A 25,309-nucleotide genomic window follows, 5' to 3' on the forward strand; every position below is an offset into this window, starting at 1 on the left:
CTGATATGGATCCCAATGACGGTATCTCGACCAATCGTCATCTCGCGTTGCATCTGAACATCAGCAAACCGCAGATCACCCCCGGTTTTAGCGGAGACGTGAAATCGCCCAGGCTGCTCGTTCGCGTACCGTGTCGTCCAGATCGTTGTCCTTCACTTCCTCAAGCTTCTCGATAGGCATGTTCACGTTCGTATTCCCGATCAATGTACACACGTTCGCCCGGACGTCCGGGCTCGGATCCTGTAACGCAGCTTCTAACTGGTCCTTTTGTGCCTGTATCGCAGCAGGATCCGCTTCACCTGCTCGCTGGAGCGCAATTGACGCGTTCACACGTGCCTGAATATTGGTGTCATCCAGCCGGGTTGCGATTCTGTCAGTGTATTCAATCACGATCGCTGGCTGTTCCTGTGCGAGATCGGCGAGCAACCCGACCGCATTATTTCGAACCCGTTTCGCATCATGGTCCAGTAATGTCACAAGCTCATCCACGATGGGTTCCGCAGCATCCGGATAGCTCGATGCAATCTTCCCGAGCGCTGCCAACGCGTTCGTCTGGATCGTCTCATCCTCACTCTGAATCGCCTCAATGAGGGCATCAATCGCGGGAGACACCGGTTCGGGGTACTGTTCCGCGATACTGGAAAGTACGTACACTGCGTAACTCTGTGTCGCTTCCGTCTCTGCTGTGGCTGCCGCTTCCAGGGCCGGAATCGCGCCAAGAACACTCGCCGGGTCGGCCTCCGCCAACGTCATCAAGCACCGCGTCGCGGCTGCCTGACACATCGAATCTTGACTCGCATACCCCGCCAACTGTGCCATGTGTTCGTCCAAAACCGCTGGCTCATCTGTCGCCGCCTCGTGGAGTGCCTCTAACGTCGCTCGGTCAAGCGCCGTCGGCTCGTCAGCCAGTAACGCGAACGTCGCATCGACGGCGATTTTACGGACATCCTCTCTGTGTTTCAGTGTGGCCCTCGCCAAGCGCAACGCTTCCCGGCGATCCACGCTCATCGCGTCCGCGGCCGCATCAGACAGCATCGTCCGAAGTGTTTCCTCATCCACTGACGCAGGGTCATCTTCGAGTTGTTTTCGGACCGCCGCGAACGCAGCCTCCGCGAATGGGTCAGCGAGGCTGTCGTACGGGACTGGGTGTAACGCTTCGATCTCGGGAAGACGCACGGAAAACCGCTCATTACTGCCAACGTTTTCGAACCAGAACGCCGGCGGGCCTTTCAACGGCGTCATCGAAGGGCGATCCGGCTCGACATGTGTGACCAAGTGCGTCTTCTGTCCGTCGTCGGTCCGGTGTGTGAGTTCGAACACGTACCCATCGGCCAGGACGTCTCGCACAGCATCACCCGATTCGAATCCGCCGTCCGGAGCCAGGTCACTTGAGGGCGGTACCGACACCTCGAACTCCCCACGACGGATGTGGTCGAGGAAGTCCCATGCGTGATAATGCTTCCAGCCATCGACGTGAGTTAAATCGAGATCATCGACGACGATGTATCCCTCGGCGTCAGGGAACAACTCCGCAAGGATCTGCAGGCGCTTTTCGCGTTCGGGCCACCACTCGTAGTACCCGTACTCGTCCTGATCGCCGAGCGCGTCTATGTGGCCATCACGCCGTCGAATCGACTCCACCGTGCCCGGAATGTCTGCTTCCTCGACGAGGTCCTGGTTTCCGATCGCCCAGACCTCATGGTCGGTCTCGTGCGCCCAGTACCGGACCCACTCAAGCGGGACCGCTTTCTGCCGCGGGTGTGGATTCACGTCCACCGTCCAGTCTCGGTCGAACGCGAGTACGTACATCACGGTACCTCCTTAAGTTGCGCTGCCAAGGCTTCGAGCTCGTCGATTTCGTCGATAGCGCGACGCCATCGATCGGGTAGCTGTGAGGCCCCGAACCGCGTACCGGCGACCGCACCCGCAATCGCCCCGATCGTATCCGTGTCACCACCGCGATTCACTGCCGTCACGATCGCATCCTCTGCGCTCTCCGCGAATAGGCCGTCGTGAAGTGCCGTCTGTAGCGAATGGACGACGTACCCAGAGGTCTCCAGCGTGTCCGGGGGGTCTCCACGAGCGAGCGGTTGAAGTGCCGTTACGAGTTCGTCGGGCGCGTCCGCGCCAACGTAGTCGAGAGCCTCCTGCAGCGGTGCGTCCGCATCTTCGATCAGGCCAGCTATCGTGAGATTCAAAATCACACAGCCTTCCGTACACCGCGGATCGGCATGCGTGATCTGTGAGGACTGGCGACTGACCTCGGCGAGTCGGTCGCGATCGTCTGCGCACGCAATTGCAAGCGGTGGACACCGCATCACGCTGCCGTTGCCGGCGTTGCTCCCTTCAGGACTGGCTTCCCAGACCGCCTGACCGGCCTCCTCCCAGGAGTCGCCCGCGGCAAGTCGCTGGAGTGCTTGCCGCGTCATGTTCCCGATATCGAAGGGCCCGGACTCGTACCACTGGACGAACCGGTCGGCCACGTCTGCGGGATCGAATTCGCTCCGATCGGCGAGGCTCCGCGCGATACACAGTGCCTGCTCGGTGTCATCGGTGATCGTCCCGGCGGGTTGTCCCCACGTCCCGTTTCCTACCATCTCGGTGAGCGTGCCATGCTCAGCACTGATCTGGCGGGCAGAACGGAACTCAACTGGCCGGCCAAGCGCATCCCCGCAAGCCAGCCCAAGAAGGACTCCACTGGCGCGAGCCGAAGTCATACGTGACCCAACGGCTACTCGTGAGAAAAATGTGGGGCCGGAGTCACTTGTCGGGTTTCGTTCCGGTTCGGACGTTTTCCAGGTACTGTCCCAACGCCTGGTACATCTCCTTGCGTTCCTCCTTGGTCATCGTGTCGTGTTCGTCCGGATCGTAAAACGGGAGTTCCTCCTTTTCGGGCATTGACATCAGCCTCCCGAGTGGATAGATCTAATCGTAGTAGTTTTCGAGCACCCAGTCTTCGCCGTGGTCGTCGACGGCTTGCTGGATGACCTCTGCTGCCTCCGGGTACTTCTCTTTGAACTCGTCGTTCATTGTCCGGAAGTTGCTCCTAGTGAAGTTTGAGCCTACCTGTCCATGAATCTACGGGCAGGTATCCGTTAGACATCGTCCGGTTTGCAACCCCAATCAAATTACTTCAGATGAGGCGCCGTTCAACCACTCAGTTCTTCATATGACTCGACGATCGAAATATCGCCTTCCAATTTCGGTTTGAGCATCGGACTGCGTGCGTCGAGTTTGACGCGCTCGTATTGCCAGTCAAGTTCGTCTTTCCCATGCCAGACACCCGTAAATGGTGACGCTCGGGAGCTCAACGATCCCGAAAACGATCGCCAACATGTACAGGAGAATCTCGATTTCCCGCCAAGTGGCTATCGCATCGTCGGGAAATTCTGCAAGGATATCGCCTCGATGGCCTAACATTAGGCTGATAGAACTCGGCGCATCGAGCTTATTCTGACACCGAAGTCAATCTCAGGAAACAACAGGGACGACGCTGCTGACGTGATCTGCTTTGCTTGTGTAGCATCAACCATACCGATAAAACGGAGCCTGTCAAGTCGGCTCTTTGCCTCCCTCAGCAACTACTGTTAAGGGCTGTCGCTCTACATGGCTCACCATGCTTTTCTCCCCGGGTTGGTCAACCAGGCCACCTATATTTACCAGTCTCAATCACAATCATCTATCAAGGAATGGCAGTCATCGCGCATCTTCGGGTTCCGGCTGACTCGTTCGAACTCGGTCGGATCCTCGAACTGGAAGCCGACGGAACGATCGAACTCGAAAACATGATTCCGATGGGCGAGAAAGCCGTTCCGTTCTTCTCAGTGAGCGAGGACGTCCGAGAATCCTTCGAGCGAAACGTCGAGAATCACCCATCGGTCGATCGCATCGTCGAAGTGACGCGCCACGACAGCGAGCGACTGTATTCGCTGGACTGGAACGTTTCCCGCGACGTATTCTTCCAGGGGATCATCGATCTGCAGGGACAACTCCTGAGTGGCACTGGAACAGTCGACACGTGGGAGTTCGAGATTCGGTTTCTCACCCACGAGAGACTCGGTGAGTTTCAAGACCACTGTTCGAATGCGCACATCCCCCTCGAAGTCGGACGCATCTACAACCCCGTCCGTCCGGGGACCGGTATGTGGTACGGAGTGACAGGACCGCAGCGTGAAGCGCTCATGTGTGCTGTGCAGGGTGGATACTACTCGATTCCGCGAGAGATGTCAACCCGGGAGTTGGCAGACGAATACGGAATCTCAGATACAGCCGTCACGGAACGACTGCGGCGTGCGATCGAGACGCTCACCGAGAACACGCTCGTTGCAGTGCAAGAAGAGCGCGACGAGGAGTTCGAGCAACCCCTGGATTCCTGACAGACCTACTTTCTACTCAAAATCGGACTGTCGGCGTGATTATTCCAAGGTCAGTGTCGAACTATCAGTGGTTTCCCGCGCTGTAATAGAAAATCAGTTTCGTGAGGGTAGCAAAGTGTCATGCACGACCGTTGAATGGGAGGGCGTGAACTCGAATGAACATTTGGACTCGTCCAGCGGCATTGCTTTGTATCTCGTTCGTCGATGAAACAATCACCCAGTGTGACATCTGACCTCGACGAACATCCAGACGGCCAATGCGTAAGAGGACACGCGTTGAGTGGCCAACTATAGACACGAACCACCCGGATTATTCAGCGATCGATCCTTTGATGTAGTAACAATGGCCTCTTCCTCTTCTGAAATGGAGAGCGTCCAAGGCTGTCCCTCACGGAGGCGTTCGATGAGGTGTTCTCGTTCGGCTTGGTCGAGCTTCGGGGGCCTGCCGCCCCCGAAGTTCGGGGTTAGTTTCCCCAATCCACCCTGATTCCAGCGCTCAACCCAGTACTGGCAGTTCCTTCTGAGATGCCAACATCTTCAGCTGCCTCCGCAAGTGTAGCTTCACCGTACAGGAGCTTCAGAAAGACAAGTCGTTTGTACACTTTGATCTCATCAGCTTCGGTCAGCAACCGCTCCAATTCTTCCTCGATCAGATGCCGCACAAGCTCCTTCTCCCGACCAACCATGCTTGGTTCGATGAACTCCAGCTGCACAAAACTTCCCTGACGTACTAACGCCGCTGACGCGCCGTTCATCAACACTCCACGAGATGCACGAGAACATTACGGCAAGCGGTTCGGAATCGCATCAAGCTACCGATTAGCCAAGCAAAGCCTCGCTCTGACCAGTTCTCGTGATCCCGGGCTTCGGCTGTTGCTGTTCGTGGTGAGTCTGCTGCTCTAGAACAGCTGGCGCTATCTCCACTGGAGGTACGTGGCGGCGCCCCGCCGAGGGGGGCGCCGCCTCTGGAGATGGCCGTTCAGAGAGTTCTGTGAGATGGTGCTCCGCGCAGCCTGGACAGCACTTGGCGTCCGCAGAGCTGTCCCAGCGAATCAATCGCTCGACGACCGGTTCTTCCGGTAGCTGTCCCCAAATTGGGGCAGTGGTCGTGAGTGGCAACGCCGTCGCGTCGGCGGCGATCTGCCGCCGACAGCGACTGGCCAACAACAAAATTCGGCTGCCGAGAACAGAACTCAGCATCTCAATCCGTTTGAAGGCGATCCATGTATCGAAGACAACGATTCAGCGGCTACTGGACAGGATCGTGAGCTCTTCGGTGTGATCGACTGAGCCTGTCTGAGTTGTGGACTGGACGCCACCAGAACGGTTGTACTCACTCCGCTGACCGATCGATGTGGAGTACACTGGAAAGGTGGCGTGCGCCCTCGCCTCCATATCGGCGACGAGGTTCGCTTCCGTCACCAGACACATCCACTCCATCGGTCCTCCCCCAGTAACTCCCCGTACTCACTTAACCGTGTTCTCGAACTCTGTTTTGATTACTGCCGAATACCGTCGAATTTAACAACAGTTACGTAATCCTTTACGCGGTTTCGAAACGGTCCGCGATCGAAGCGATCCACCGCGAGTATCCAGCGGTCACGATCGCGACCGACCTGCCGGACACCACCCCGATTCGCGGCGATCAGTTGATCTATCGGGCGCTCCTCAAACACCTAGAGAACGCGATCGAACACAACCATCACGCCTATTGTGCCACAGTCTGGATAGCGTGTTCCTCGGCTAACTCCACGACATCGTAGACGTGAATGCCGGACTTGAACCACAACACTCGGTCGCTCGCCCCCTCGAAGTCATCCGCCGAGCACTCTAACCGCTCGGACACCGCAACGAGGAGATGGTCGATGTCGGCCTCTCGTATCTTCGCCAGTTTCTCGTCGAGGTACTCGGGCGTCCAGAAGCCCACGATTTCGAAAATCGCCCGTCGTCCGTCCGGGTGTTCGAGCGCGAAGTCCGGTAGCATCACCTCCGCGCCCAAGTCCAGTACGTCGTCCTCCCGTACCAGCTCCCAGTCCGTGTTCGCTCGGTCCCACTTCTGGGCGAGCGTCCGCTCCACGTCGCTGTCGAAGTCACTCTGGGCGGTGTAGTGCGATTCGAGTCCGTCCGTATAGTCGAGGTCGAACGAGAGCTTCGTGCCGGTCGATCCATCATCGTCGAGGATGTCAGCGTGCATCTCCCAGCGGTCACACAGCGGGAGTGCGGGCAGGAAGTTCGCCATCCGAATCCCATACTTTCGTGACTGCGAGAACAGCGAGGCTGGGCCGTCCAGAATCGCCTCGTATCCCGCGGCGTGGTCCGTGTTCGCTACGCGGTTTCCGTCCTCGTCGATGGGATAGATGCGGTGCATCAGTCCGAACAGCTTCACGTAGCTGAACACGGTCCCGAAGTGGTCCCAGACTCGAATCCGCATCCGCGTCGCGTCGTACAGGACCGCCTGCGCCAACGCGAGGTTGTACCGCGTGAGGAGCCAGTCCACCGTGATGGTATCCTCGGCGTACGACTCCTCGCTATCGCCAGTCAGCCGTGTCGTTGCTGGTGAGTCGTCCGACGCCTCGTATGCAGCCGCCACACGATCGCCGAATCGGACGAGACGCTTGTTGTCCTCCAGGTCCGCGTACATGCCCCGATAGCACTCTTCGAGCGAGATGCCCAGCCTGTCGGCGACGGTACTGTAGACCTCCAGCTTCTGGATGTCCTCACCGAGCGTGGGCTGGCGGACGATCGGATACGACTCGTTGGCCTTCTCGAAGAGGTGCTGGCGAATCTCTCGGGGGTCGGCTGCGGCGACGGTCTCGAACTCGCACTCGTCTTTCAGAAGCTTCGCCAACCCCTGGACGACCTTGTAATCCGTGTCCGCGATGGTGAGCTGGTCGATCGTCTCTTCGAGGTCGCCTTTCGGCTCGCCCAGGTGGTCCTCGAACAACTGAATGAGTTCCGCAGCAGTATCCCGATGCCGTTGCTCCTCGGGGTCGATGAACAGCGGGGAGATCGACCCATCTCGCGTCCGCGACCGGGCGAGGTTAGCCGTCAGCACTCGTGGTCACCCCCTGGCGGCGGCGTTCCGAGACGTACCGCTCCATCGTGTCGTCCGTAATAATTTCATAGAGGCGCGCAGGTTCCCGGTCATCTGTGGGTCGAAGAATCCGTCCGAGTCGCTGGGCGTACTGGCGCTTCGAGGCACTGCCCGAGAGGATGATGCCGACGTTCGCCGCAGGCACGTCAATCCCTTCATCGAGCACCTGAGACGTGACGAGCATCGAGTATTCGCCGGTGCGAAACCGCCCCAGAATCGCTGTCCGCTCATCCGTCTGGGTCTGATGGGTGATACACGGGACGATGAACTCCTGGGAGATGTCGTAGGCGAAGTCGTTGTTCGCGGTGAAGATGATGGTGCGGTCGTCGTAGTGGCGTTTCAGCAGGTTGTCGAGGGTGTCGAGTTTCTTCCCGGCGGTGCGGGCGATTTCCTCAGCGCGTTGCTTGGCGATGAGTGCGCGGCGACCGTGCGGGTCGTACGATGTCCGCTTGAGGAACTCCTGGTAGCCGTCGTCTTTCCAGATGTCGAAATCCTGGGTCTCGATGTAGTCGCGGTAAATCTGGTACTCCTCGTCGTACTGTTTGCGTTCCTCGGGCGTGAGTTCGACCTTCAGGTGGATCGTTTCGTATTCGCTGAGATACTCGCCCGCAAGCTCGTCGACGTTCTCCTCGTAGACGACGGGGCCAATCAGGTCCTCCAGCACCTCGTGTTGCCCATCAGCGCGTTCGTAGGTAGCGGTCAGGCCGAGACGGTAGGGAGCAATCGTCATTTCGGGGATTTGTTGATAGGTCGGTGCTGGAAGGTGATGCACCTCGTCCACGACGAGGAGCCCGAACTGGTCACCGTACTCGTTGATGTAGCGGTAGGCACTGTCGTAGGTGGTCACCGTGATGTCGGTCACGTTGTGGCTTCCGCCGCCGAGAACACCGACCGCATCGGAGAGTTGGTCCCCAAAGGCGTTGGTGAGTGTCGCGTGCCACTGATTCATCAGGTCGATGGTGGGGACGACGACGAGCGTGCTCACACCTGCGTCGGCGATAGCCTGGACAGCGAGGAACGTCTTGCCGCTGCCGGTCGGGAGGACGACGCTCCCTCGGCGGTCGTGGTCGGTCCAGGCTGTTAAGGCGGCTTGCTGGTACTCCCGCGGCTCGATAGTAACTGCAGGTGTGAGTTCGAGTTCGCGGTAGGCGCGGGCGGCATCCTCGACTGCTTCGACGCTATGTGCGGCCCGATCCAGCGTTGCTTGCCCGTCACTGTTTCGTGCCCATTCACAGAGGTCGCGATAGTGGAGCGCACGCGCCCGGTACTCGTTGACGCGGTCATCCCACTCGGTGTAGGGAACGGCGTCAGGCGCGTCTTCGATAAGGAGAGTCCCATCATCGAACGCGAGACGCATTTATGCTTGGTCTACGGAGGTGGTGGTACTTGTCCCTGCCGACGGAACGGTCGCTCTGTGTGCCTCATCGGCCAGCATGACACGGTGATTGGACCGGGATCTCGCGATGGGGCGAAGACGAAGGGGACCCCTCCCGGGCGCCGTTCACCCGGGCGAAACAGCGGCTCGATGACGTGAGTGCGATCACAACCAAGAGGGGAAGCAGTTGCGGATGCCTCTCGTTCAGGCGGCGACGCGCTTCGTGAACTACCCGGCCTCGAGCGACCACACGATCGCCGTCGCCGCCACGACCGCAGAGCCGGCGCCCGAGGAGACCCGGTCGGCGTCGTTCTCGAACGTCGGCCCGGCGCCAGGAACGGATGACTTCTCCGGCGGCGAGTCGGCCGGCGCCGAACCGGATCTCGGTGCGCCCGGCATGAAGCTGGCAGCGCTCCGCGGCACCACCAGCCAGACCACGTTCGAGGAGACACTCTCGGGCACGTCGATGGCGGCGCCGCTGGTGGCTGGCGGCGTGGCGGCCCTGCTGGAGTCGACCGGATCGATGGAGTTCGACGACCTCACAGACCGCCTCGAACGGACGGCACAGCCCGCCGAGCAGGTGGCCGAGGCAGAGGTCGGCGCCGGACTGCTGGACCTCGATGCAGCCGTCAGCGACGACGAGCGCGAGGAGACGCAGGCCGACGCGATGGACGACGAGGCCGTGACGCGCGACGAGGCGTTCCGCTCGGAGTCCGACTGGCGCGGACGCCCCTTCCTCGGAGTGTTCGACTGATGCTCTCGCGGAGAGAGTTGCTCGCCGGGACAGCCGCAGCGCTGGCCGGGACGATCGGCCTCTCCTCTGCGGGCGCCGCCGTCGACTACGAGGGCGTTCCCGACGATGTCGAGCTGACGTTCGACGAGGAGTGGCTCGAACGCTACCAGCCGGCGCTGATTAAGTCCTCTGACGGCCGGCGCCGGTCGGTCGGGCTGTTTGCCTATCGCGCCACGAAGGAGGACACAGACACGGAGGTGGCCTGCTACTGGCACCGCCTGACCCACCAGGACGGGCTGCCGCTGATCGGCTCCGATGGCCATCTGTACGATCACGAGCCCGCGTACGTGTTCGTCGAGGATGGCGCCGTCGAGGAGGTGGTCTTCACCGGCTACCACCACTTCGCCAGCTCGATCGAGGGCGACCGCCTCCACGATCACCTCGTCGCGAACCACACGAGCGAGGCCACCCATCCCGTGCTGGAGGTCGTGGATCCGTGGCATCACTACGACGCCGTCCGGGCGAGCGACTCCGACGAAGGCGAGCGAGCGTTCCTCGCGCTCGAGGACTTCACCGCGGCGGAGTCGAGCTGGCGCGCGAACGACATCTGGGAGGCGACAGCGTCGGAGGCAGTCTACGATCCGCACTCGATGCGGGATCGCGACTCCTGGTGGGACGAAGGAACGTTCGACTACCGCATGGCCAGCCTGTGGCGCCGACTCGATCGCCGCCTCGGCTGGTACGGGAGCCCCTGAAGATGGCACGGAAGGAGGCGAGCAAGCGGCTGCTCCTGGGGATCGTGTACCTGCCGGTGTACTACTTCATCCTGTACCCGGTGGTGTTCTTCCTCGGCGTCCTCGTGACCGCCGTGGACATCCTCTGGACGATCGTGTTCGGCGAGTCGCTGGGGCTCGTTCCGGCGTGGTCCTCGTCCACCTGGGAGTCGATCTCCCAGCCCGTGACGTGGATCTTCGGAGGCTCGCGATCCGACAAACCCAGCTGGATGTTCTGATGACCATGCACTTCACAACGACCTGGCGCGGCATGGGCGGAGGGATCCCACCGCCTGTTGTGCCGCCTCCCGACAACCGACAGGCCGGTCGCATCGCCCGCTAACCGACTGCTGATCTATTCCAACACACCATGAAACTCCCGAAGAGAAGCCTCATCGCGCTGGTTCTGGCGGTGCTTGTGCTGGGCGCCGGAGCGACCGTCGTCGCGGCCGAAGTCACGGCACCGTCAGTCACCGCAGACTCCGACCTGGACGAAGGAGTCACCATCGCGAACTTCAACGCTGACGCCGAGGAGAACAGTACACTCGAGATAGCAACGGACACCGCAGATGACATCGAGGTTGCCGATGTCGAGATCGAACTCGCCGACGAGGATCGCAACCTGACGGCCTACACGGCTGACCTCGATGCCGACGAGTACGAGCTGGTCGAGGAGGACAACGCCGATGGCGAGGACATCCACGCCTGGACGATCGACCACGACGAGTTCGAGGAAGTGCCGATGGCGATCGACGAGCAGGTCGACATGGACGTGACCGTCACGATCGAAGACGCTGACGGCGCCACCGCCGACACCGAGTTCACCTTCACGCTCGAGAACGACGACGAGCGCACCGTGATCTACGTCGACGAGGTCGCCGAAGACGACGGTGATGTCGGCCCGAGCGTCGACACGGAGACGCACGAGGCCAGCTGGTTCGCTGCGAACATCCTCGGTGAAGACGACCAGACCATCCACCAGATCGAGGAGGAGCGCGAAGTGAACGGCTCGGCAACTGATGTCGAGATCTACTTCGCGGACGACGCGGCTGACTCCTTCGACGACTCGGTGACCGAGGACGCCGACACCGAGGACATCCTCGCCGACCAGACGATCCTCGTCGACGGTGACCTCGCGTTCACCTTCCTCGATGAGGAGAACAGCGACTACGTGTCCTCGGACGACACCTACGCAGTCTATGATGACTCGGCCGACCAGATGACGATCAACCTCGGCGACGAGCAGGACAGCAACATCGCGGCTGATGTCCACGTCGCCTCCGAGTCGCCGTCCGTGAGTGAGGAGGTCGCCACCGCCGACATCTCGGACGCGTTCGCGGATGACCTCTCGTTCATGGAGATCCGCGCCAACTACGGCCTCGCGCCGGCCATCCGCGCGCTGATCTAGGAGGCCAGAATGGGCCTGCTTGAAGCGCTGGGTCGGGTCGTCCTCGGTATCGTCCTGTACCTCATCCAGCTCCTGATCGCGTTCCCGCTGATGCTGCTCATCGCAGCGTACTTCGTCCTCGACGTGCTGCTGGTCGCGATCGGTCGCGATGGACTCGACAGCGGGGACTTCATCAAGGAGATCTGGTTGTGGTACGTCGGCAACGCCGAGTACGTCTTCTTCGGCGACGGCAGCTGGGACTGGACACCATGACCAACAACCCCACTACTCAACGGAGGTGAACACATGGACACACGATTCCTGCTGCGCTGGGCAGTCGCGGTCGTCCTCGCGGTGATCGCGCTGTCGCTGGTCCTGGGCTTCTTCGCGATCTCGCCGCCGATCGGCGGGACGCTCGGGATCGTTCTGGTCGCCATCGCGGTGTACCTGCTGATGCAGCGACGCGAGTGACGACCGATCATCCGCCATTTTTGCCCGCTCGTGGCCGAACACGGCTCGAGTACTCCGGATTTTGATACCACATCCGGTGATCCGGGGAGTCAACGAGGTGAGATTGCCAGCCTCTCGCGGGGCGCTCCCCGGCCGGTGGAACCGGTCGTGTGCTGCGGGTTCGATTCCCGCTGCGGGCATCGAGACCATGTCGAAAGCAGACACCTCTGACGAACTGGTTCCGGTTCACGTCGTCGCCTACGAGAAGAATGCCGATCTCGAGATCGACAACAGCGGCGAGGACGCGACGGTCGTGAACCACGACGAACTGGTCGACAAAGGGCAGACGTATCAGGAGATCCGGGCACTCGCTCGCAGTGCTGCCGAAGAGTACGATCTGGATATCGTAGAGCCTGGCGATCCGCTCTGGGATGACCGCTTCAACGATCTCGAGTCTGGCGACTCGTGGCGCCTCGAGGAGATTCGCGGCTGAGAGGGATCAGCAGAGATTTGCAGAGTTACTGTTAGCTAGTATAGATGTTGAGATCATCGTGCGAGATGTAGAGGGTGAATGCAACAGACGGTGAAGACGCTCTCAAAGAGAAGTTATTTGGTATTCGTGGAGGTAGATAGAACACCTCCGATGGCTTCGCCCTCCTCTCGGCGAGATGTAATTACGTTCGCAGCGGTGATCGGACTTCCCGGTCTCAGCGGGTGTCTCTCACTGACTGACGAGACGGAGTCGGTGGAACTACTCTACATCATGCTGACGACGAACCTCGTGCAGGAGCAAGAGATCAAGTTAGAGGTAGTTTCAGGACCTGACCACCATTTCAGCATGACCGTGGAAATGCCGCCGATCGGAACGGACAGTTCCGAAGTACCCGGCACAACGACGACCAGCCAGTTCATGATCGTTCCCGATACGAGCGATCTCACCGTCAATTCCGTACTCAGGGCACGCTATCCAGATGCGGATTCGTGGGTCGAAACTGCCCTCACAGACGCGGATCATCGCCACGTCGCGGGGTGGATCACGTTGTGGTCGCCCGCACCGACAGTCGAGTACGTCGAGTACCCGGAGAAGCCGAATCAAGAATCAGGAGCGGTCGAAGGTGCTGGAATAACGGTGAGCGAAGCGGAAGAATTCGTCGACTCGTTTATGAAAGAGCAAGCAGACCGAGACTACACGGTTGACGATTGATGAACTGAAACTCGTCTCTTACATCTGCGGCCGGTTATATTCGCGCCGCCCATCTTGCACACCGTCTCTGACAACTTCTGAATAGCTCTGTTGCTAACCTATGGACTGCTTCGGTTCCGATGAAACGACGCCCACGATGGCGTAGTCAGGTTCGATCCCTGGCGTGGGCTTCCCCCGGCTCCGGGGGGCGAAACCGGGCGATCCCCATCCTGACGCCTGCCGGCGGCGTCCCTTTTGCCCAGTAGTCGGCCATCGTCGTGGCTCATCCGACACCCCTCTCTTTTCCCCTACCCGCTTTCGAGTCCGCTAGGAGCAGCTCGGTTCGACTCCGGGCGCGGACGTTATGGCCACCCCAGTAGACTGGCTCCGCGAACTGCTGAAGGACGGCATCGGGCAGCACAGCCCGGGCGACCAGATCACCGCCGGGTTGATCCTCGGCGCCGTGATCATCGCGACCTCCGCGGTCGGTCTCGTCGGGACGCTGCTGCTGATGCCGATCCCGATCCTGATGGCCGGCTTCGGGATCCTGCGGCTGTCCAGCACCGTCGACCAGCTGTACCCGCTGTAAGGAGAACTTGCATGAACCGAACGCATGGATGGGGACTGCTGTTGCTTCTCGTAGTCGTCCTGTGTGGCGGCCTCGTCGCGGGGGTGAGCGCAGACGAGACGGTGACGCAGATCGACGCCGATCACGAGCTGGCGACCGAGGAGACGATCCAGACGTACCACGCCGAGGGCGTCGTCTCCGGCGATGCCGAGCAGATCCAGCTCACGCTGACAGTCGCTGAATCCGCTGACGATGTCGGTATCGACCGGACGGCGCCGCTCGACTGGCGCAACGACTACCTCCGCCTCGAGTACGACGAAGAAATCGACCGCACGGTGCGCGTGTTCATCCCCGCCGAGATGGTGACGCCGTACACCCGAGAGGGTGTCGAGGCGCTGAACAACTCGCACACCACGTCGTTCGAGCCGATCCGCGATGGGGAGTTCCTCGCGGTGACGGTCGTCCTCGAGGGAGAGGACACGGTTGTCTTCCCGCTGGACAAGAGCGCGTCGGCCTCCTACGATATCATGGACAGAGCGAACGACCGCGTCGAGCGGGCGACCGGCATCTCGCTGTCCGGTGACGAGGAGTGGACGTACGTCGACGGTGACGACATGGCCGGCCACACCGTGATCGAGCTGGAGGCGGACCCCGACGCCGTCGAGATCCAGTTCGACGCCCGCCACGGACAGGCCGACGAACTGTGGGTGACGATGCCCGAAGGCGACGATCCGCGGGCCGAGGTCTACTGGTACTACTCGAGCAGCGACGATCTCGTCTACATCGTGCCGAAGGCGGAGGATCCGCCAGCCGTCCGCTACAAGACGGAGGCGACGTTGCGGGATCGGATCGATGGCGCCGTCAACGATGCCCGACAGCTCGCAGAGAATCTGCGAGACCGGCTGTCGCTGCCGTGGACCGACTCCGAGGAGGTGACCACGCCATGATATTCATCAAGCCAGACATTCAGATGGGACCGCTTACTGGATCGCTGTGGATGCTGTTTCTGATCCTGGTCGCGATCGGCGCCCTGGGGACCGTGACGATGCCCGGACTGATCGTCTGGGTTCTGGCTGCGTTCATCCTGGTTGCAGCGCTGTGGATCATCGGCCGACGCATCCTCGGTTGGGGTGCAGGGAGGCGGATGTAGATGCTGTACGAACTCGTCCTCGCCGGCTTCGCGATCGTGCTGACGTGGCTGTGGGTCCGCAAGAATCCGGAGACGGCAGAGCGCACCTACGGCTGGCTCGAGCGATCGCGGAAGGTCACTGGATCGATCATCGTGATCCTGCTGGCGTTTACGTTCCTGCAGTCTGGCGTGGTGCTGCTGCAGGTGGTTGCGATCGTGATGCTCATCCTCGGCGCCCTGTACTTCTTCGTCGAGCGACCGGACCAGCGGGTGATCTCCTGATGCTCGATCGCATCACGCGCCTCGAGCAGAACGTCCGCTACATCCTCGAGTCCGACGCTGTCGACTTCGAGGACAAGCAGGACGCGAGCGCAAAACTCGAGGAGATCGACCAGCTGGCCGGGCAGATCCACCGCGACAAGCCGTTCGAGCGCTTCCTCCAGCAGTACATCGCACGGGCTCACCGCGACTATCAGAGTGGCGACCGCGAGGAGCCGCTGTGTCGCTGTTCGTACGCCGAGTGCGACCTGAAGCAGGGACGGCTGCCCGGCAGGGTGCGGACAGCCGACTCGCTGCAGGGTGGGATCGACGAGTTTCAAGAGCGCCATCCCGAGAGTGTGGTCCTCCTCGAGGCCCGCGAGGAGTGGCTTTCGGTGATCGGCGAGTACCGCCAGATCCTGCGCGAGGTCTACGCCGATCTCGAGCAGGCACGAGCTGAAGCCGAACCGCGATACAAGAAGGTGTGACCGATGCAACGAACGCTCACCTACGCCGAGTGGCGCTCGGAGCGGAAGGCGAAAGAGCAGACCTGGGACGAACGCGAAGATGTCCGGACGGCGATCGACGCCGGGATCGCCGCCACGATGCGAGAGCCACCCGACGAGCAGCTGCTCGAAAGAGCCGTCGAGAGACTGGCAGAACTGCTGGTCGGGTCGGACGGACGGTTGATCGACTACTACTCTCGCGAGATCACCCACAACGACCAGTACCCGCTTGCCGCACTCCGGGCGGTCGCGACGGGGCAGCCACGGGTTCGAGACTACGAGTTGGCGCTGGACGCGCTGATCGCGATCGCCGACCACGAAGGCATCACCGAGGATGTCTCGAACCACGCGGAAGCCCGCGGGTTCGAGCTACCGATGGGGCGTGTCTGGTCGTCCTACGAGATGGAGTACGGCGACGAGATTCGCATCGTCTCGCGAAACTCCGGGTGGCCGAAGACGCTGTTTTGTGGCGATACCGGCCAGGGGAAAAGCGCGACGCTGGACGGAGCAGTCGCCGATCGCTACGCCAGCGGGATGAAGATCGTCGACCTCGTCGACACCGACGAGTTCGAGTCCGGCGTCTACGACATCCCGCAACGACAGCCAGCGCTCCGTGATGCGCGACGCGACCTCGAGCTGCCGGCCGGCGCCGATGTGATGGACGACTTCGACGCGCCGGACCTCGAGATCCTCGTGCCGCTGACACCCGAGACCGCCTCGATGGACGTTCCCGTTCCGGAAGGTGCAGATGTCGACGACTCGGTCGTACGGCCGTTCACGATCCCCGCATCGGATCTCGACGAGACGACGCTCGTGTCGTTCCTGACAGCGCTGGTGTCGAAGCAGCAGGAAGCCTCGATCCGGACGGCCTACAACGCGGTCGCCGAGGGTGACTGGACGCTGCAGGATCTCGCCGAGCAGATCGCGAAACGCGATGACCTGCAGGACTCCTACCAGCGACGCGTCCTCCGCTTGCTCGAGGATCTCCAGTCGAAGGGATTCATCCGCGATCAGGACTGCGAGTACGCCATCGACTGGGACGACATCTTCTACGACACCGACACCGTCACGGCGTTCTCCGTGGCACCGCTCGAGGAGATCGACCAGCTGATGGTGCTGTCGTACCTCGTCCGGGCGCTGTACGACGAGCGAACGTCGCGGACTGAGTTGCCGGCGTGTGCCGGCGTCGCCCGTGAGCTGCACGAGATCGTCCCACACCGCGAGGAGGCCGCCGCCGACGCTCGTGCCGAGGCACTCCAGGGGGCGATCGCGTCGAACCTGTCGTACATCCTCCGGAAGAACCGTCACGAACGCCTGGAGATCCTCGCCGACACCCAGGACGTGATGGATCTCAAGAAGGGCGTCCGGCTGCGGTTCTCCCGGTTCGTCGCCTTCCAGATGCCCGATCGGAGCCTGAAGAGCTGTTTCGAATACGCTGGGGCGAGCGGCTTCGACTCGTGTCGCAACTCGATCGGGCCCGAGGCCGGCGTCGGCGCCGTGATCGGGATGAGCGAGGCAGCCATCGAGTACGAACGCGACTTCATCTCGCCGGTCCAGTTCGCTCCGGCGCCGTTCCACCACTTCGACGTCGACGAACACGACTCCGGGTTCGACGCCCGGTGTGACTATCTCGACGAGGATCTGGTGCCTGTGCCGTGGCTCGGCAGCGTTCCCGACCGACTGTGCTTCGGCGTCGGGGATGTCGCTGGCGAGGAGATCGCAGAAGGATCGCCGTACCAGGAGTTCGCCGAGGAGTGCCTCGAGCGAGGCCCAGGGAAGACGGTGGTCAAGCGCGATGTCATCGACGCGTACAACAACTTTGCCGAGGAGCGAGGCTACGACACCGTTGGTGTGCGCTGGTTCCTCCGAAAGTTCCGCAAGCAGACCACCGACGAGTGGGAACTCGAGTCGTACTCTGAGCGGAAGTACGACGGCGTCGAGTTGACGCAGGCTGGCCAGCAGTACCTTCCGAGCGGTGGCGCAGACACAGAGATGGCGTCGGGAGACTAATCAGAGGGCTAGCAGAGACCGTAGAACAAAACCCGCAGACTCGGGCACGAACCGGGACGGCAGAACAACTCAACACCCGGTATATCTCTTCGTACTCTCGTACGTTTCGGGCGCGTATTGGACCGGGAGCGATCCCGGCGCCGATCGAACGAGGTTAATTCCTTATGTACGCTAAAATCAAGGAGTCACTCGGACGGATCAAACCGAACAGTCGCCTCCCCGACGACGAGGAGGCGCGAACGCCAGACGAGGAGATCGACCTCGAAGAGTGGAGCTCGACCACGTCGATCGGCCTCGGCGAGCGGCTCAAACGAAGCGCGCGCACGTTCGCGACACTTGGCCTGCTCGGCGTAGCCATCATCGGGATCCTGTGGGCATGGGGCAGCCAACTCGCGATCGGACTGTTCTCGAACGTGGTCGTACAGGCCGGCACCGTACTCTTGGGAACGTTTGCGACCGGACTGCTCGTGGGAATCCAGCATCAACGCGGCGTGATCACCCGCTCCGACTGGCTGATCCTCTCGACCAGCGAGGGCGTGACGCCGTTCCTCGGGGAGTTCCACACCAGCGAGGACGGGACGAACGTGTTTGTCCCCTATCGGGGGTTCGACTTCCTCGGCGATCGGGCGCGGCCGCTGTACCTGCGCGAGTTGGGCGAGGACGTGGCGCGCTCGCACGCGAAGAAGGGTCGTAACCCGGAGGATCCCGTCCGGATCCGCGTCGACGACGGGATGGTGCAGGTGCGAGACACCGCCTACGGGACGGTCGTGTCGGTGATCTCCGGCGGCCTCGAAGTCGATGCGTTCGGTCGCTACTCGGACGTGTTTTGCACCCCGCCCGAGCAGGTGACCGCCGAGAACTACCGCCAGCTGAAGGACCAACTCGAGATGTACCTCCAGCGCGATCTCCCGAAGCTCAAACGCGAAAACGAGATGCTCGAACAGCAAGTCGAGAACCTCCGCGACCGGCTGCGACAGAGTACCGACGAAGAGATCAACCAGTTCATCGATCGCCTCGCCCGTGTGCAGGAGGTCTCGAACCCGCACTCGAACGGCCAGAGCGGGCAGGAGCAGACGAACGGCAAGGGCACGGCGACGATCAAGGAACTCGAGGATCGCCTGGAGGCGTTCGAATGAAGCGACTCGTCCTCACTGCGCTGGTTGTGCTGGTCCTCGTCGGGATCCCGGCGGCCGCCGCGGTCGACGACGTCCAATCGGCAGAGTTGGAGATCGATCAGCCGCACTACATCGACGATCGTATCGTCACCGACGACAGCGGGACCGTCACGCTGTACGAGGCCAGCGGCCCAGAGTTGCTGCTCACGCTCGAGAACGTGAACGGCAGCGTCGTCGACTACGGCGTCGAGGAGGATGGCGGCGCCCTGAAGCGTCATCCCGACCTCGACGCGTGGGTCTTCGAGGCAGAGGCCGACGCGACCTACTCGCTGTGGTGGGCGGTCGAAGAGACGCAGGTGATCGAGGAGGATAACGAGACCACGACCGAGACCGTCGAGACGCGCTACGAGGCCCGCCTCCGCGTCGACCAGACGTCGATGCAGCACTACGAGACTGGCGTCGTCGAAGACATCCGCGAAGACGCCCAGTCGTGGCAAAACTGGGAAGACGCCGTCCAGTCCGAGCGGATCGCAGGCACCGACGCCGACATCGAAGAAGAGACCGACGCAGCGCTCGGCCTGCTGCGGCTCCGGCACAACCCGATCGAGGCGCTGACCGGCGACTTCACCTCGCTCCTGCTTACCCTGTTCATCACCCTCTCTGGACTGGTGATCGTCGCGATGGCGGTCGGCGCCCACCTGTGGAGCCGGCGCCAGGACATCATCGAGCAGCGACGCCGCCGCAAGCTCGACGCCGAGCGGGCCGACCTCGAGGAGCAGCTCGACGCGATGGAGGCCCACGAGCGGCAAGCCGCGCTCGAGGGGCTCGACTGGAACGACATCTTCCCCGACGATGTCGCCCGCGCGTTCCGGGAGACCCTCGGCGAGACCGTGTTGGACGGGTGGTTGACGATCCAGCCGGCGCTCGACCCCGAGTATCTGCTTCGCGATCGGTTGCGTGCGATGAGCGACACCCACGTCGCCGTTCGCGAACCCGTTTCGGACGGTGGTGGAGAAAGTGAGTCAGACCGGACGTTTGAATGGGCATCTTGGCGGCTCGAACCCCGGGGATCGCGTCCCGAAAACCGGGCTTCAGAAGTCCGGGAGTTGGATGATCCCGATCAGGACGTGATCGAGGGCATCTCGCTCGACGATCCGGAGCTGGTCGCGTTCGATCTGTCCGAGCACGCCGATCGGGACTTCGAGATCGAAGTCGATGTCGACGAACTCGTGTCGCGACTCGATATCGACCTGCGTCGCGACTTCGACGAGGATCCAGAACTGGTCGCGAAGTACCTCACCGAGTTCCTGCAGTCGGTCCTCGATCACGACTACACCGATCGCGACGGTCGCGTCCGGCCGGTGCGACACGCCCTAAATCTGTGGCTACGAGCGCTGCGGCACATCGGCGAGCGGGAGGGCGTCCCGACCGCTCGGTATCAGGCCCAGCACGTCGAGATGCTGCTGCGAACCTACGACCGCGAAGAGGAGATTGCCGACTGGGTGGACCGGGTCGAACTCGGGCAGGTGCAGGAGTGATCGCGATGAAGGGCACCTACCACATCACCATCGAGACTGAGATTGATCCCAACCGTCTGGACGAGTGGTTGGATGCTAACGTGCCGGAAGAGAATCTCGTTGATGTCGACAGGGTTGACACCGACACAGCAAGCAGTTCGGGAGGAGAAAGATGATCCTGCAGGTCAACCCCTCGGTCCCGGCGATCACCACCGAGCAGTTCCTGGTGGGCGTGCTGCTGCTTGCGGCGGCGTTCGCGATCACGGCGGTCGTGGCGCTGCGGCTGCGGTACACCGGCCTCGACGACCACGAGGCGGAGGTCGTCGCCTCCGTTCGGCGCCAGCTCGCCGCCCGATCGCCGGGGACGGTGCGGATCAGCCGCGATGAGGACCTCGAGGCCCGTCGCGAGGACATCCGCCGGGCGTTCGACGCGACCGGCGCCGTCGAGGACGTGGTCACCCTCCGGCAGGCGTACCGCTCGATCCGCGCACAGGCCGGCGAGGCCGCCCGGCCGTACCTCGAGATCGTCCCGCGACCGGCACGACGGTTCGCAGCGCTGGCGGTGGTGGTGCTGGTGTTCGGCACCGTCGCCGTCGCGAGCGAGACGCTCTACCAGTGGCTGCTCGTCGAGACGCGGCCTCTGGCGCCCGAGGAGTGGCCCATGCTTGCGATCACGGAGTCGCAGGCAGCGCTGTCGATCCTGCAGGTGTGGATCGCAGCGACGCCCGTGATCGGCGCCACGGCCGAGTGGCTGTTCGTGATCGGCGTCCTCGTCGGCGAGTGGGTGTACCGCCGCCCGTGGCTCTTCGGCGTGCTGCTGCTCGCCGTCGCCGGTCGGATCGTGCGGTTCGATCGAGCCGGCGCCGAGCGGGTGGCGTTCCCGCTGCCGACGCCGACGCTGGTCGCGAAGCTCGCCGCCGGCATGATCGGCGCCGGATGGGTGGCGGCGATGCTCGTGATCGGCGCCGCACGGGTGGTCGCCGCCGCCGAGCCAGCCTACTGGGGCGCGCTGGTGCTGGTCGGCGTCGGCCTGTGGATCCTGGTGACCGCCGGCTACGCTGCAGTCCGGGCGGGGTCGGCGATCCTCGAATCGTACCGGCAGGCAGCCGACGACGACACCCGCGGTCGGCTGCTCGTCCGGCTGATCGGCATCGGCCTCGCCGTGATCGTGGCGCCGGTCGTCCCGGTCTGGGTCGTGGTCGCGATCGGGAGTCTGCCCGAGCTGGTGGGCGCCTTCCTCGTCGCCGAGACGGCTGTCCAACTGCTGGTCGTCCTCGTCGCGCTGGGAGTGGTCGCTGCCGGCGTCTACGTCGTCCGCGAGGCGACCGACGACGTGCAGGCAGCGCTGCGGGAAGTCCTCTCGAGGCGGGGCTGGCAGGCGGCCGTGTTCGGCCGCGCCGTCCCGCTGGGTCTGGTCGTCCTCGCGTACCTCCTCGCGCGTCCGTGGGGCTTCGGCCGGCCGGCGAGCGTCGTGATCGGCGTGGTCGTCGGGGTCGCTGCAGCTGGGCTGTGGCAGCTGTCGCTGCGGCTTCGCGATCGCGTCGAACTGTCCGAGGCCTCGAACGCGGCACACGAGGTCGTGGTCCACGCATATCGAGTTGAAACGAAGGGGTCATGTCAGCATCTCGCACGCATCAACGGAACGCTCGTCGCGGCGCCCGACCAGGAGGGGCCGGTCGATGCAGTCCTCGAGCAGTGCCGCGAGGCGTTCCGCGACGAACGCCGCCGGCCGACGGTGGGCTCGGCTCACGCCAGGATGCTCACCGAGGACGGTATCGTCGATCCAGCCGAAACAGAACGACGGCTCAGAGCCGAGGCACGAAGCTGGATTGAAGGGACAGTGCATCGGGAGTACGGCGTCGACTACGATCGACTTGCCGACCGTCTCGAGCGCCAGGTGCCGCCAGAGATCGCACAGGAGGAACTCGATCGGGCGCCGAAGAGCCCGACCACGCCAGTCCAGTATCGAAAGGGACTGTTAGTGCCATCGTCCTGACGGCTCTCAGTTTCACTTTCACCACGGCTGGCTCAGATCTTTTAGGGAGGTATGCGAAGAGCTAGATGGAACTTGGGGCCTGTCACACGCGTCCAAGTTCCCCCCTTTCCCACCCAATGTCGCAAGCAACTGCCTCCCTCGGCACCTGCCCGTTGTGCGGCACCAGAGTGAGCCGTGATGCAGTCCTCATCGAGTACGAGGTCGACGGCGATCCACGCCTGTTTGCAGAATGCCCGGAATGCGAGCAACCAGTCCGCCCGCAATAACCCGTTAATCGTCGGGTACTCGTAGTCATAGGAAGGTAGACCCATCGGTGGAGAGATTCACAAGCCATTGGAGGCGTTAATCTATACTCCTCTTGTTAGAATCGGTCTGTGAGATACAAAGCGTGAATGTTGCAGTCGAGAACAGTACTATCACCAGTGTGTCAGGACGTGAGTGATGTGTACAAGGGGCGAATACATCATCGAGGAACTTTGGATCGAGAGGGTCGGTCTTGGGTTACTATAGTTGAGTAAGGTCCCGGACTCAAGCTCATCTTATCAAGACTTCATCAGAAACCCGGTGAAAAATACAGCGCGAATGATGTATTTTCAATTGATAATCGAGGGCCCATACTGAAGCACGATACCGGGGAGAATTGCGCCAACGAAGATGAGGACCCCAACTAACACGGGAAACGGGAGCATAGTAAACGTGCTCAATCCGAAAAAAAGCGCCATAGCGGTGAACACGAAAACTGAAATTACCGCATTCTCTCGGGAGAAGAGAGGCTCACTTCGTATGATGATGACCATCGAAACAGCCAGTAGCACGAATATCGCCGCCGCTGCAGCGGTGAACACCCGCATTGAATCGATTGCGAGCCCGTAATACAGCCCAACACCAGCGATTACAAACGCCACACCGAGAGCTGAAAGGCCAGCTAACACTGCCGGTGATCGGTCAGTCTCGTCGTCGTTTGAGCCAGAGGGCATACTCCTCTATTGTCCTTCGAAGGGAAATACGCTCTGCCGCTGTGGTTTTGGATGGATGGCTCTGTTGAGATTCTTAGTAACTGACGTGTTTGGGTCGCTTTTGGTCAGTACATGGGAAGGAGGATTGCTTAATCCGGGGAAAATTATTATCGTGGCTCCCTGCTCGTTTTCATTAATGGTGTCTCTCCGAGAGGCGTCTCCCGAGGACGCAACAGCGATGGCGCGTATTCAATCAGAATCGCTTCGAGAGAACGCAGATGAGCACTACACAGACGAACAGCTTGCCCACTTGGCACCCGCTGAGCCAGGTGCTGAAGCGATTCCTGAGGATGAGTTCACCGACGATTCGTGTCGTCCAATCATTGCTGAATTGGATGGAAAGATAGTTGGCTGGGGGAGTGTCCATCTCGACGAGAACGTACTGGCCGCAACATTTGTTGATCCCGACTACAAAAGACAGGGAGTCGGGCGCACAATCGTTGAGGAACTCGAAACAATCGCTCGACGGGAAGGCGTAGAGGTGCTGATCGTTCCCGCGTCGCTAAACGCTGTTGGCTTCTACGAAACACTTGGATACGAGAAGCAGCGTGAAATTGATGCAAGTGGCCCCGACACACCCGAGATACCGAGTATTGAACTGGCAAAGCAACTGTCCTAAGTGCTCAATTCGAACACTTGACCAATCGGCTGATTCGAGTCTTTCTGGTCGAAACCGAACCTTGAGAAGTATTCAATGAGTCTCTCTTCTGTTGCTCCTTGGATTTCCTATTGCCGCCATTGGCAATCGAGATAATGTTGGATTTCTCCTCGTTGGTGAAGCAGTGAGATACATCGCACCATTTGGCGAATTGTTCGACATCATCGACGGTATTGCCGACTGATCCCTCAATCGTTCTCTCACGAAGCGCCATTCCCGCGCTGGCGTGCCCGAGTGTACCCATAGAGCAATCCGAGAATCGCGCCGATTATAACGATACCCGGGCCAGCGGAGAATTCGACGCCATCTGGCGTTCGACTGAACTCAAAAATAAACAGCGGTGAATCTGGAATACCCAAGAGTACCGATCCAACACCTAGTGCTGCCAATACGAACGGCACCAGCACCCCTACGATGAGTGCAACGATTAGGACGCTTCCGGCGAATCCCACGAGTAGATCCCAAACCACGGTTGCCGGAGCAGTGTCCCATCGGTCCAATCCCGGAGGGCCGTATATTTCGAGGCCGGTCGTGCTGTCGAGGACGCTCACCTCGGACGGATAACTGAGGAGTAGTAACGCCATCCACACGTCGCCGACAGCCCCACCAGCATTGAGTGCCAGCGGGACAGCCAACCATGGCCACTCAAAGAGGATCATAACCGGTATGCCGATCAGCGTCAACACCACCAGTGGAGCCAACGCTATCACCAGGAACTGATTGCGAGAAAACCGTGTCTCGGTCGTCGCAAATGCGTACGGGAAGACAAAGTACGCGACGCCCATCCCATATCGGGGCTGTCCGCCGTAGGCTTTGATAGCGATTCCGTGACAGAGTTCGTGAGGCACGATGACCAGCGCCATCACGGCGACGAGCGTTACAAATGAGAGCGCGAGGTTCCACCACCAGACGCTCTCGATCCCGATTCCCAGACTCAGCGACATCGCGGTGTCGTCCCCGGTCACGAGAAAATACAGGACAAGAAATCCGACGACCGAGATCAGGAATCCGATCGTACTCACAACAGTCCATTGGAGAACAAGTGAGCGTGACAGGCCGAACTGCGCCAGTAACTCCTCGTCAGGGTGATCGCTCACTATCGTCCCTCGTTAGCGTACGCTCTCAGCGTCTCGTATTGAATCTACTGACGCTACGGATGGAGTGC

The 25,309-nt window shown here is 61.3% G+C and carries 27 protein-coding genes and 3 pseudogenes; 22 read left to right on the forward strand and 8 right to left on the reverse strand.

All coding sequences use genetic code 11. From position 1 onward, the window contains the following. Positions 1 to 87 precede the first annotated feature (87 nt). The 3 genes and pseudogenes from AArcSl_RS08265 to AArcSl_RS17770 form a co-directional block, all read right to left on the reverse strand. Positions 88 to 1,809 carry a HEAT repeat domain-containing protein gene (locus AArcSl_RS08265; RefSeq protein ID WP_119817578.1) on the reverse strand — a complete coding sequence of 574 codons (1,722 nt, stop codon included), beginning with the start codon at positions 1,807 to 1,809 and terminating at the stop codon, positions 88 to 90. Continuing rightward, on the reverse strand, positions 1,809 to 2,717 hold the full coding sequence (locus tag AArcSl_RS08270) for an ADP-ribosylglycohydrolase family protein (protein WP_119817581.1): 909 nt from the start codon (positions 2,715 to 2,717) through the stop codon (positions 1,809 to 1,811). The genes AArcSl_RS08265 and AArcSl_RS08270 overlap by 1 nt, the downstream gene beginning before the upstream one ends. A gap of 43 nt (positions 2,718 to 2,760) precedes the next feature. Then, positions 2,761 to 3,030, reverse strand: a pseudogene (locus AArcSl_RS17770) (hypothetical protein). A 659-nt stretch (positions 3,031 to 3,689) separates the two neighbouring features. On the opposite strand from AArcSl_RS17770, the gene AArcSl_RS08280 reads away from it, so the two are divergent. Further along, positions 3,690 to 4,376, forward strand: coding sequence for a helix-turn-helix domain-containing protein (locus AArcSl_RS08280; protein WP_119817584.1), 687 nt, complete (start codon positions 3,690 to 3,692; stop codon positions 4,374 to 4,376). 375 nt (positions 4,377 to 4,751) lie between these two features. On the opposite strand, the pseudogene AArcSl_RS08285 reads toward AArcSl_RS08280, so the two are convergent. Next, positions 4,752 to 5,062 (reverse strand): annotated as a pseudogene (locus AArcSl_RS08285) (helix-turn-helix domain-containing protein); the annotation flags it as partial. A 49-nt stretch (positions 5,063 to 5,111) separates the two neighbouring features. Here AArcSl_RS08285 and AArcSl_RS08290 point away from each other — a divergent pair. Next, positions 5,112 to 5,459 (forward strand): annotated as a pseudogene (locus AArcSl_RS08290) (ISH3 family transposase); the annotation flags it as partial. 625 nt (positions 5,460 to 6,084) lie between these two features. On the opposite strand, the gene AArcSl_RS08305 reads toward AArcSl_RS08290, so the two are convergent. Both AArcSl_RS08305 and AArcSl_RS08310 read right to left on the reverse strand, forming a co-directional pair. Next, a complete protein-coding gene (locus AArcSl_RS08305; protein WP_119817590.1) occupies positions 6,085 to 7,431 on the reverse strand; it encodes a DUF790 family protein in 1,347 nt (448 codons plus the stop codon). Then, entirely contained in the window at positions 7,418 to 8,827 is a 1,410-nt protein-coding gene (locus AArcSl_RS08310) for a DEAD/DEAH box helicase family protein (protein ID WP_119817593.1), read from the reverse strand. Before AArcSl_RS08310 ends, AArcSl_RS08305 begins: the two co-directional genes overlap by 14 nt. Before the next feature lie 211 nt (positions 8,828 to 9,038). Here AArcSl_RS08310 and AArcSl_RS08315 point away from each other — a divergent pair, with 211 nt between their 5' ends. The 19 genes from AArcSl_RS08315 to AArcSl_RS17855 all read left to right on the forward strand — a co-directional run bounded on the left by AArcSl_RS08315 (position 9,039) and on the right by AArcSl_RS17855 (position 22,736). Further along, positions 9,039 to 9,599, forward strand: a complete 561-nt coding sequence (locus AArcSl_RS08315; protein ID WP_119817596.1) for a S8 family serine peptidase — start codon at positions 9,039 to 9,041, stop codon at positions 9,597 to 9,599. Continuing rightward, positions 9,599 to 10,333, forward strand: a complete 735-nt coding sequence (locus tag AArcSl_RS08320; RefSeq protein WP_119817599.1) for a hypothetical protein — start codon at positions 9,599 to 9,601, stop codon at positions 10,331 to 10,333. Before AArcSl_RS08315 ends, AArcSl_RS08320 begins: the two co-directional genes overlap by 1 nt. 2 nt (positions 10,334 to 10,335) lie before the next feature. Then, positions 10,336 to 10,590 carry a hypothetical protein gene (locus tag AArcSl_RS08325; protein ID WP_119817602.1) on the forward strand — a complete coding sequence of 85 codons (255 nt, stop codon included), beginning with the start codon at positions 10,336 to 10,338 and terminating at the stop codon, positions 10,588 to 10,590. A gap of 131 nt (positions 10,591 to 10,721) precedes the next feature. Further along, on the forward strand, positions 10,722 to 11,759 hold the full coding sequence (locus tag AArcSl_RS08330) for a hypothetical protein (protein ID WP_119817606.1): 1,038 nt from the start codon (positions 10,722 to 10,724) through the stop codon (positions 11,757 to 11,759). A gap of 9 nt (positions 11,760 to 11,768) precedes the next feature. After that, on the forward strand, positions 11,769 to 12,011 hold the full coding sequence (locus AArcSl_RS08335; RefSeq protein ID WP_119817609.1) for a hypothetical protein: 243 nt from the start codon (positions 11,769 to 11,771) through the stop codon (positions 12,009 to 12,011). Between the two features lie 33 nt (positions 12,012 to 12,044). After that, entirely contained in the window at positions 12,045 to 12,209 is a 165-nt protein-coding gene (locus tag AArcSl_RS16810; protein WP_154670810.1) for a hypothetical protein, read from the forward strand. A gap of 187 nt (positions 12,210 to 12,396) precedes the next feature. After that, on the forward strand, positions 12,397 to 12,681 hold the full coding sequence (locus AArcSl_RS08340) for a hypothetical protein (protein WP_119817612.1): 285 nt from the start codon (positions 12,397 to 12,399) through the stop codon (positions 12,679 to 12,681). A gap of 78 nt (positions 12,682 to 12,759) precedes the next feature. Next, entirely contained in the window at positions 12,760 to 13,392 is a 633-nt protein-coding gene (locus AArcSl_RS17375; RefSeq protein WP_245883176.1) for a hypothetical protein, read from the forward strand. A gap of 343 nt (positions 13,393 to 13,735) precedes the next feature. Then, a complete protein-coding gene (locus AArcSl_RS08350) occupies positions 13,736 to 13,960 on the forward strand; it encodes a hypothetical protein (protein WP_119817615.1) in 225 nt (74 codons plus the stop codon). Positions 13,961 to 13,971: 11 nt separating this feature from the next. Continuing rightward, the gene (locus tag AArcSl_RS08355; protein ID WP_119817618.1) at positions 13,972 to 14,886 is read left to right on the forward strand and encodes a hypothetical protein; all 915 of its coding nucleotides are present in this window, start codon (positions 13,972 to 13,974) and stop codon (positions 14,884 to 14,886) included. After that, complete coding sequence (locus AArcSl_RS08360; RefSeq protein ID WP_133412144.1) at positions 14,883 to 15,089, forward strand: hypothetical protein; 207 nt, start codon at positions 14,883 to 14,885, stop codon at positions 15,087 to 15,089. The genes AArcSl_RS08355 and AArcSl_RS08360 overlap by 4 nt, the downstream gene beginning before the upstream one ends. Further along, positions 15,090 to 15,350: a hypothetical protein gene (locus tag AArcSl_RS08365; RefSeq protein WP_119817624.1), complete on the forward strand. Its 261-nt coding sequence runs from the start codon at positions 15,090 to 15,092 to the stop codon at positions 15,348 to 15,350. It begins immediately after the preceding gene. Further along, on the forward strand, positions 15,350 to 15,814 hold the full coding sequence (locus tag AArcSl_RS08370; RefSeq protein ID WP_119817626.1) for a hypothetical protein: 465 nt from the start codon (positions 15,350 to 15,352) through the stop codon (positions 15,812 to 15,814). Before AArcSl_RS08365 ends, AArcSl_RS08370 begins: the two co-directional genes overlap by 1 nt. 3 nt (positions 15,815 to 15,817) lie before the next feature. Then, positions 15,818 to 17,842, forward strand: a complete 2,025-nt coding sequence (locus AArcSl_RS08375; RefSeq protein WP_119817629.1) for a hypothetical protein — start codon at positions 15,818 to 15,820, stop codon at positions 17,840 to 17,842. Positions 17,843 to 18,006: 164 nt separating this feature from the next. Continuing rightward, the gene (locus AArcSl_RS08380; RefSeq protein ID WP_119817632.1) at positions 18,007 to 18,978 is read left to right on the forward strand and encodes a hypothetical protein; all 972 of its coding nucleotides are present in this window, start codon (positions 18,007 to 18,009) and stop codon (positions 18,976 to 18,978) included. Continuing rightward, positions 18,975 to 20,495, forward strand: coding sequence for a hypothetical protein (locus tag AArcSl_RS08385; protein WP_119817635.1), 1,521 nt, complete (start codon positions 18,975 to 18,977; stop codon positions 20,493 to 20,495). Before AArcSl_RS08380 ends, AArcSl_RS08385 begins: the two co-directional genes overlap by 4 nt. A gap of 5 nt (positions 20,496 to 20,500) precedes the next feature. Then, complete coding sequence (locus AArcSl_RS16815) at positions 20,501 to 20,650, forward strand: hypothetical protein (protein WP_154670811.1); 150 nt, start codon at positions 20,501 to 20,503, stop codon at positions 20,648 to 20,650. Continuing rightward, positions 20,647 to 22,470: a hypothetical protein gene (locus tag AArcSl_RS08390; protein ID WP_119817638.1), complete on the forward strand. Its 1,824-nt coding sequence runs from the start codon at positions 20,647 to 20,649 to the stop codon at positions 22,468 to 22,470. Before AArcSl_RS16815 ends, AArcSl_RS08390 begins: the two co-directional genes overlap by 4 nt. Before the next feature lie 116 nt (positions 22,471 to 22,586). After that, on the forward strand, positions 22,587 to 22,736 hold the full coding sequence (locus tag AArcSl_RS17855) for a DUF7837 family putative zinc-binding protein (protein ID WP_449267266.1): 150 nt from the start codon (positions 22,587 to 22,589) through the stop codon (positions 22,734 to 22,736). 327 nt (positions 22,737 to 23,063) lie between these two features. Here AArcSl_RS17855 and AArcSl_RS08395 read toward each other — a convergent pair whose 3' ends face one another. After that, on the reverse strand, positions 23,064 to 23,447 hold the full coding sequence (locus tag AArcSl_RS08395; RefSeq protein ID WP_119817641.1) for a hypothetical protein: 384 nt from the start codon (positions 23,445 to 23,447) through the stop codon (positions 23,064 to 23,066). A gap of 175 nt (positions 23,448 to 23,622) precedes the next feature. On the opposite strand from AArcSl_RS08395, the gene AArcSl_RS08400 reads away from it, so the two are divergent. Continuing rightward, positions 23,623 to 24,105 (forward strand): GNAT family N-acetyltransferase, encoded by a 483-nt coding sequence (locus tag AArcSl_RS08400; protein WP_119817644.1) that lies wholly within the window; start codon positions 23,623 to 23,625, stop codon positions 24,103 to 24,105. Between the two features lie 239 nt (positions 24,106 to 24,344). Here AArcSl_RS08400 and AArcSl_RS08405 read toward each other — a convergent pair whose 3' ends face one another. After that, positions 24,345 to 25,241, reverse strand: a complete 897-nt coding sequence (locus AArcSl_RS08405; RefSeq protein WP_119817647.1) for a DUF3267 domain-containing protein — start codon at positions 25,239 to 25,241, stop codon at positions 24,345 to 24,347. Positions 25,242 to 25,309 lie beyond the last annotated feature (68 nt).

This window comes from Halalkaliarchaeum desulfuricum, assembly GCF_002952775.1.
Classification (GTDB): domain Archaea; phylum Halobacteriota; class Halobacteria; order Halobacteriales; family Haloferacaceae; genus Halalkaliarchaeum; species Halalkaliarchaeum desulfuricum.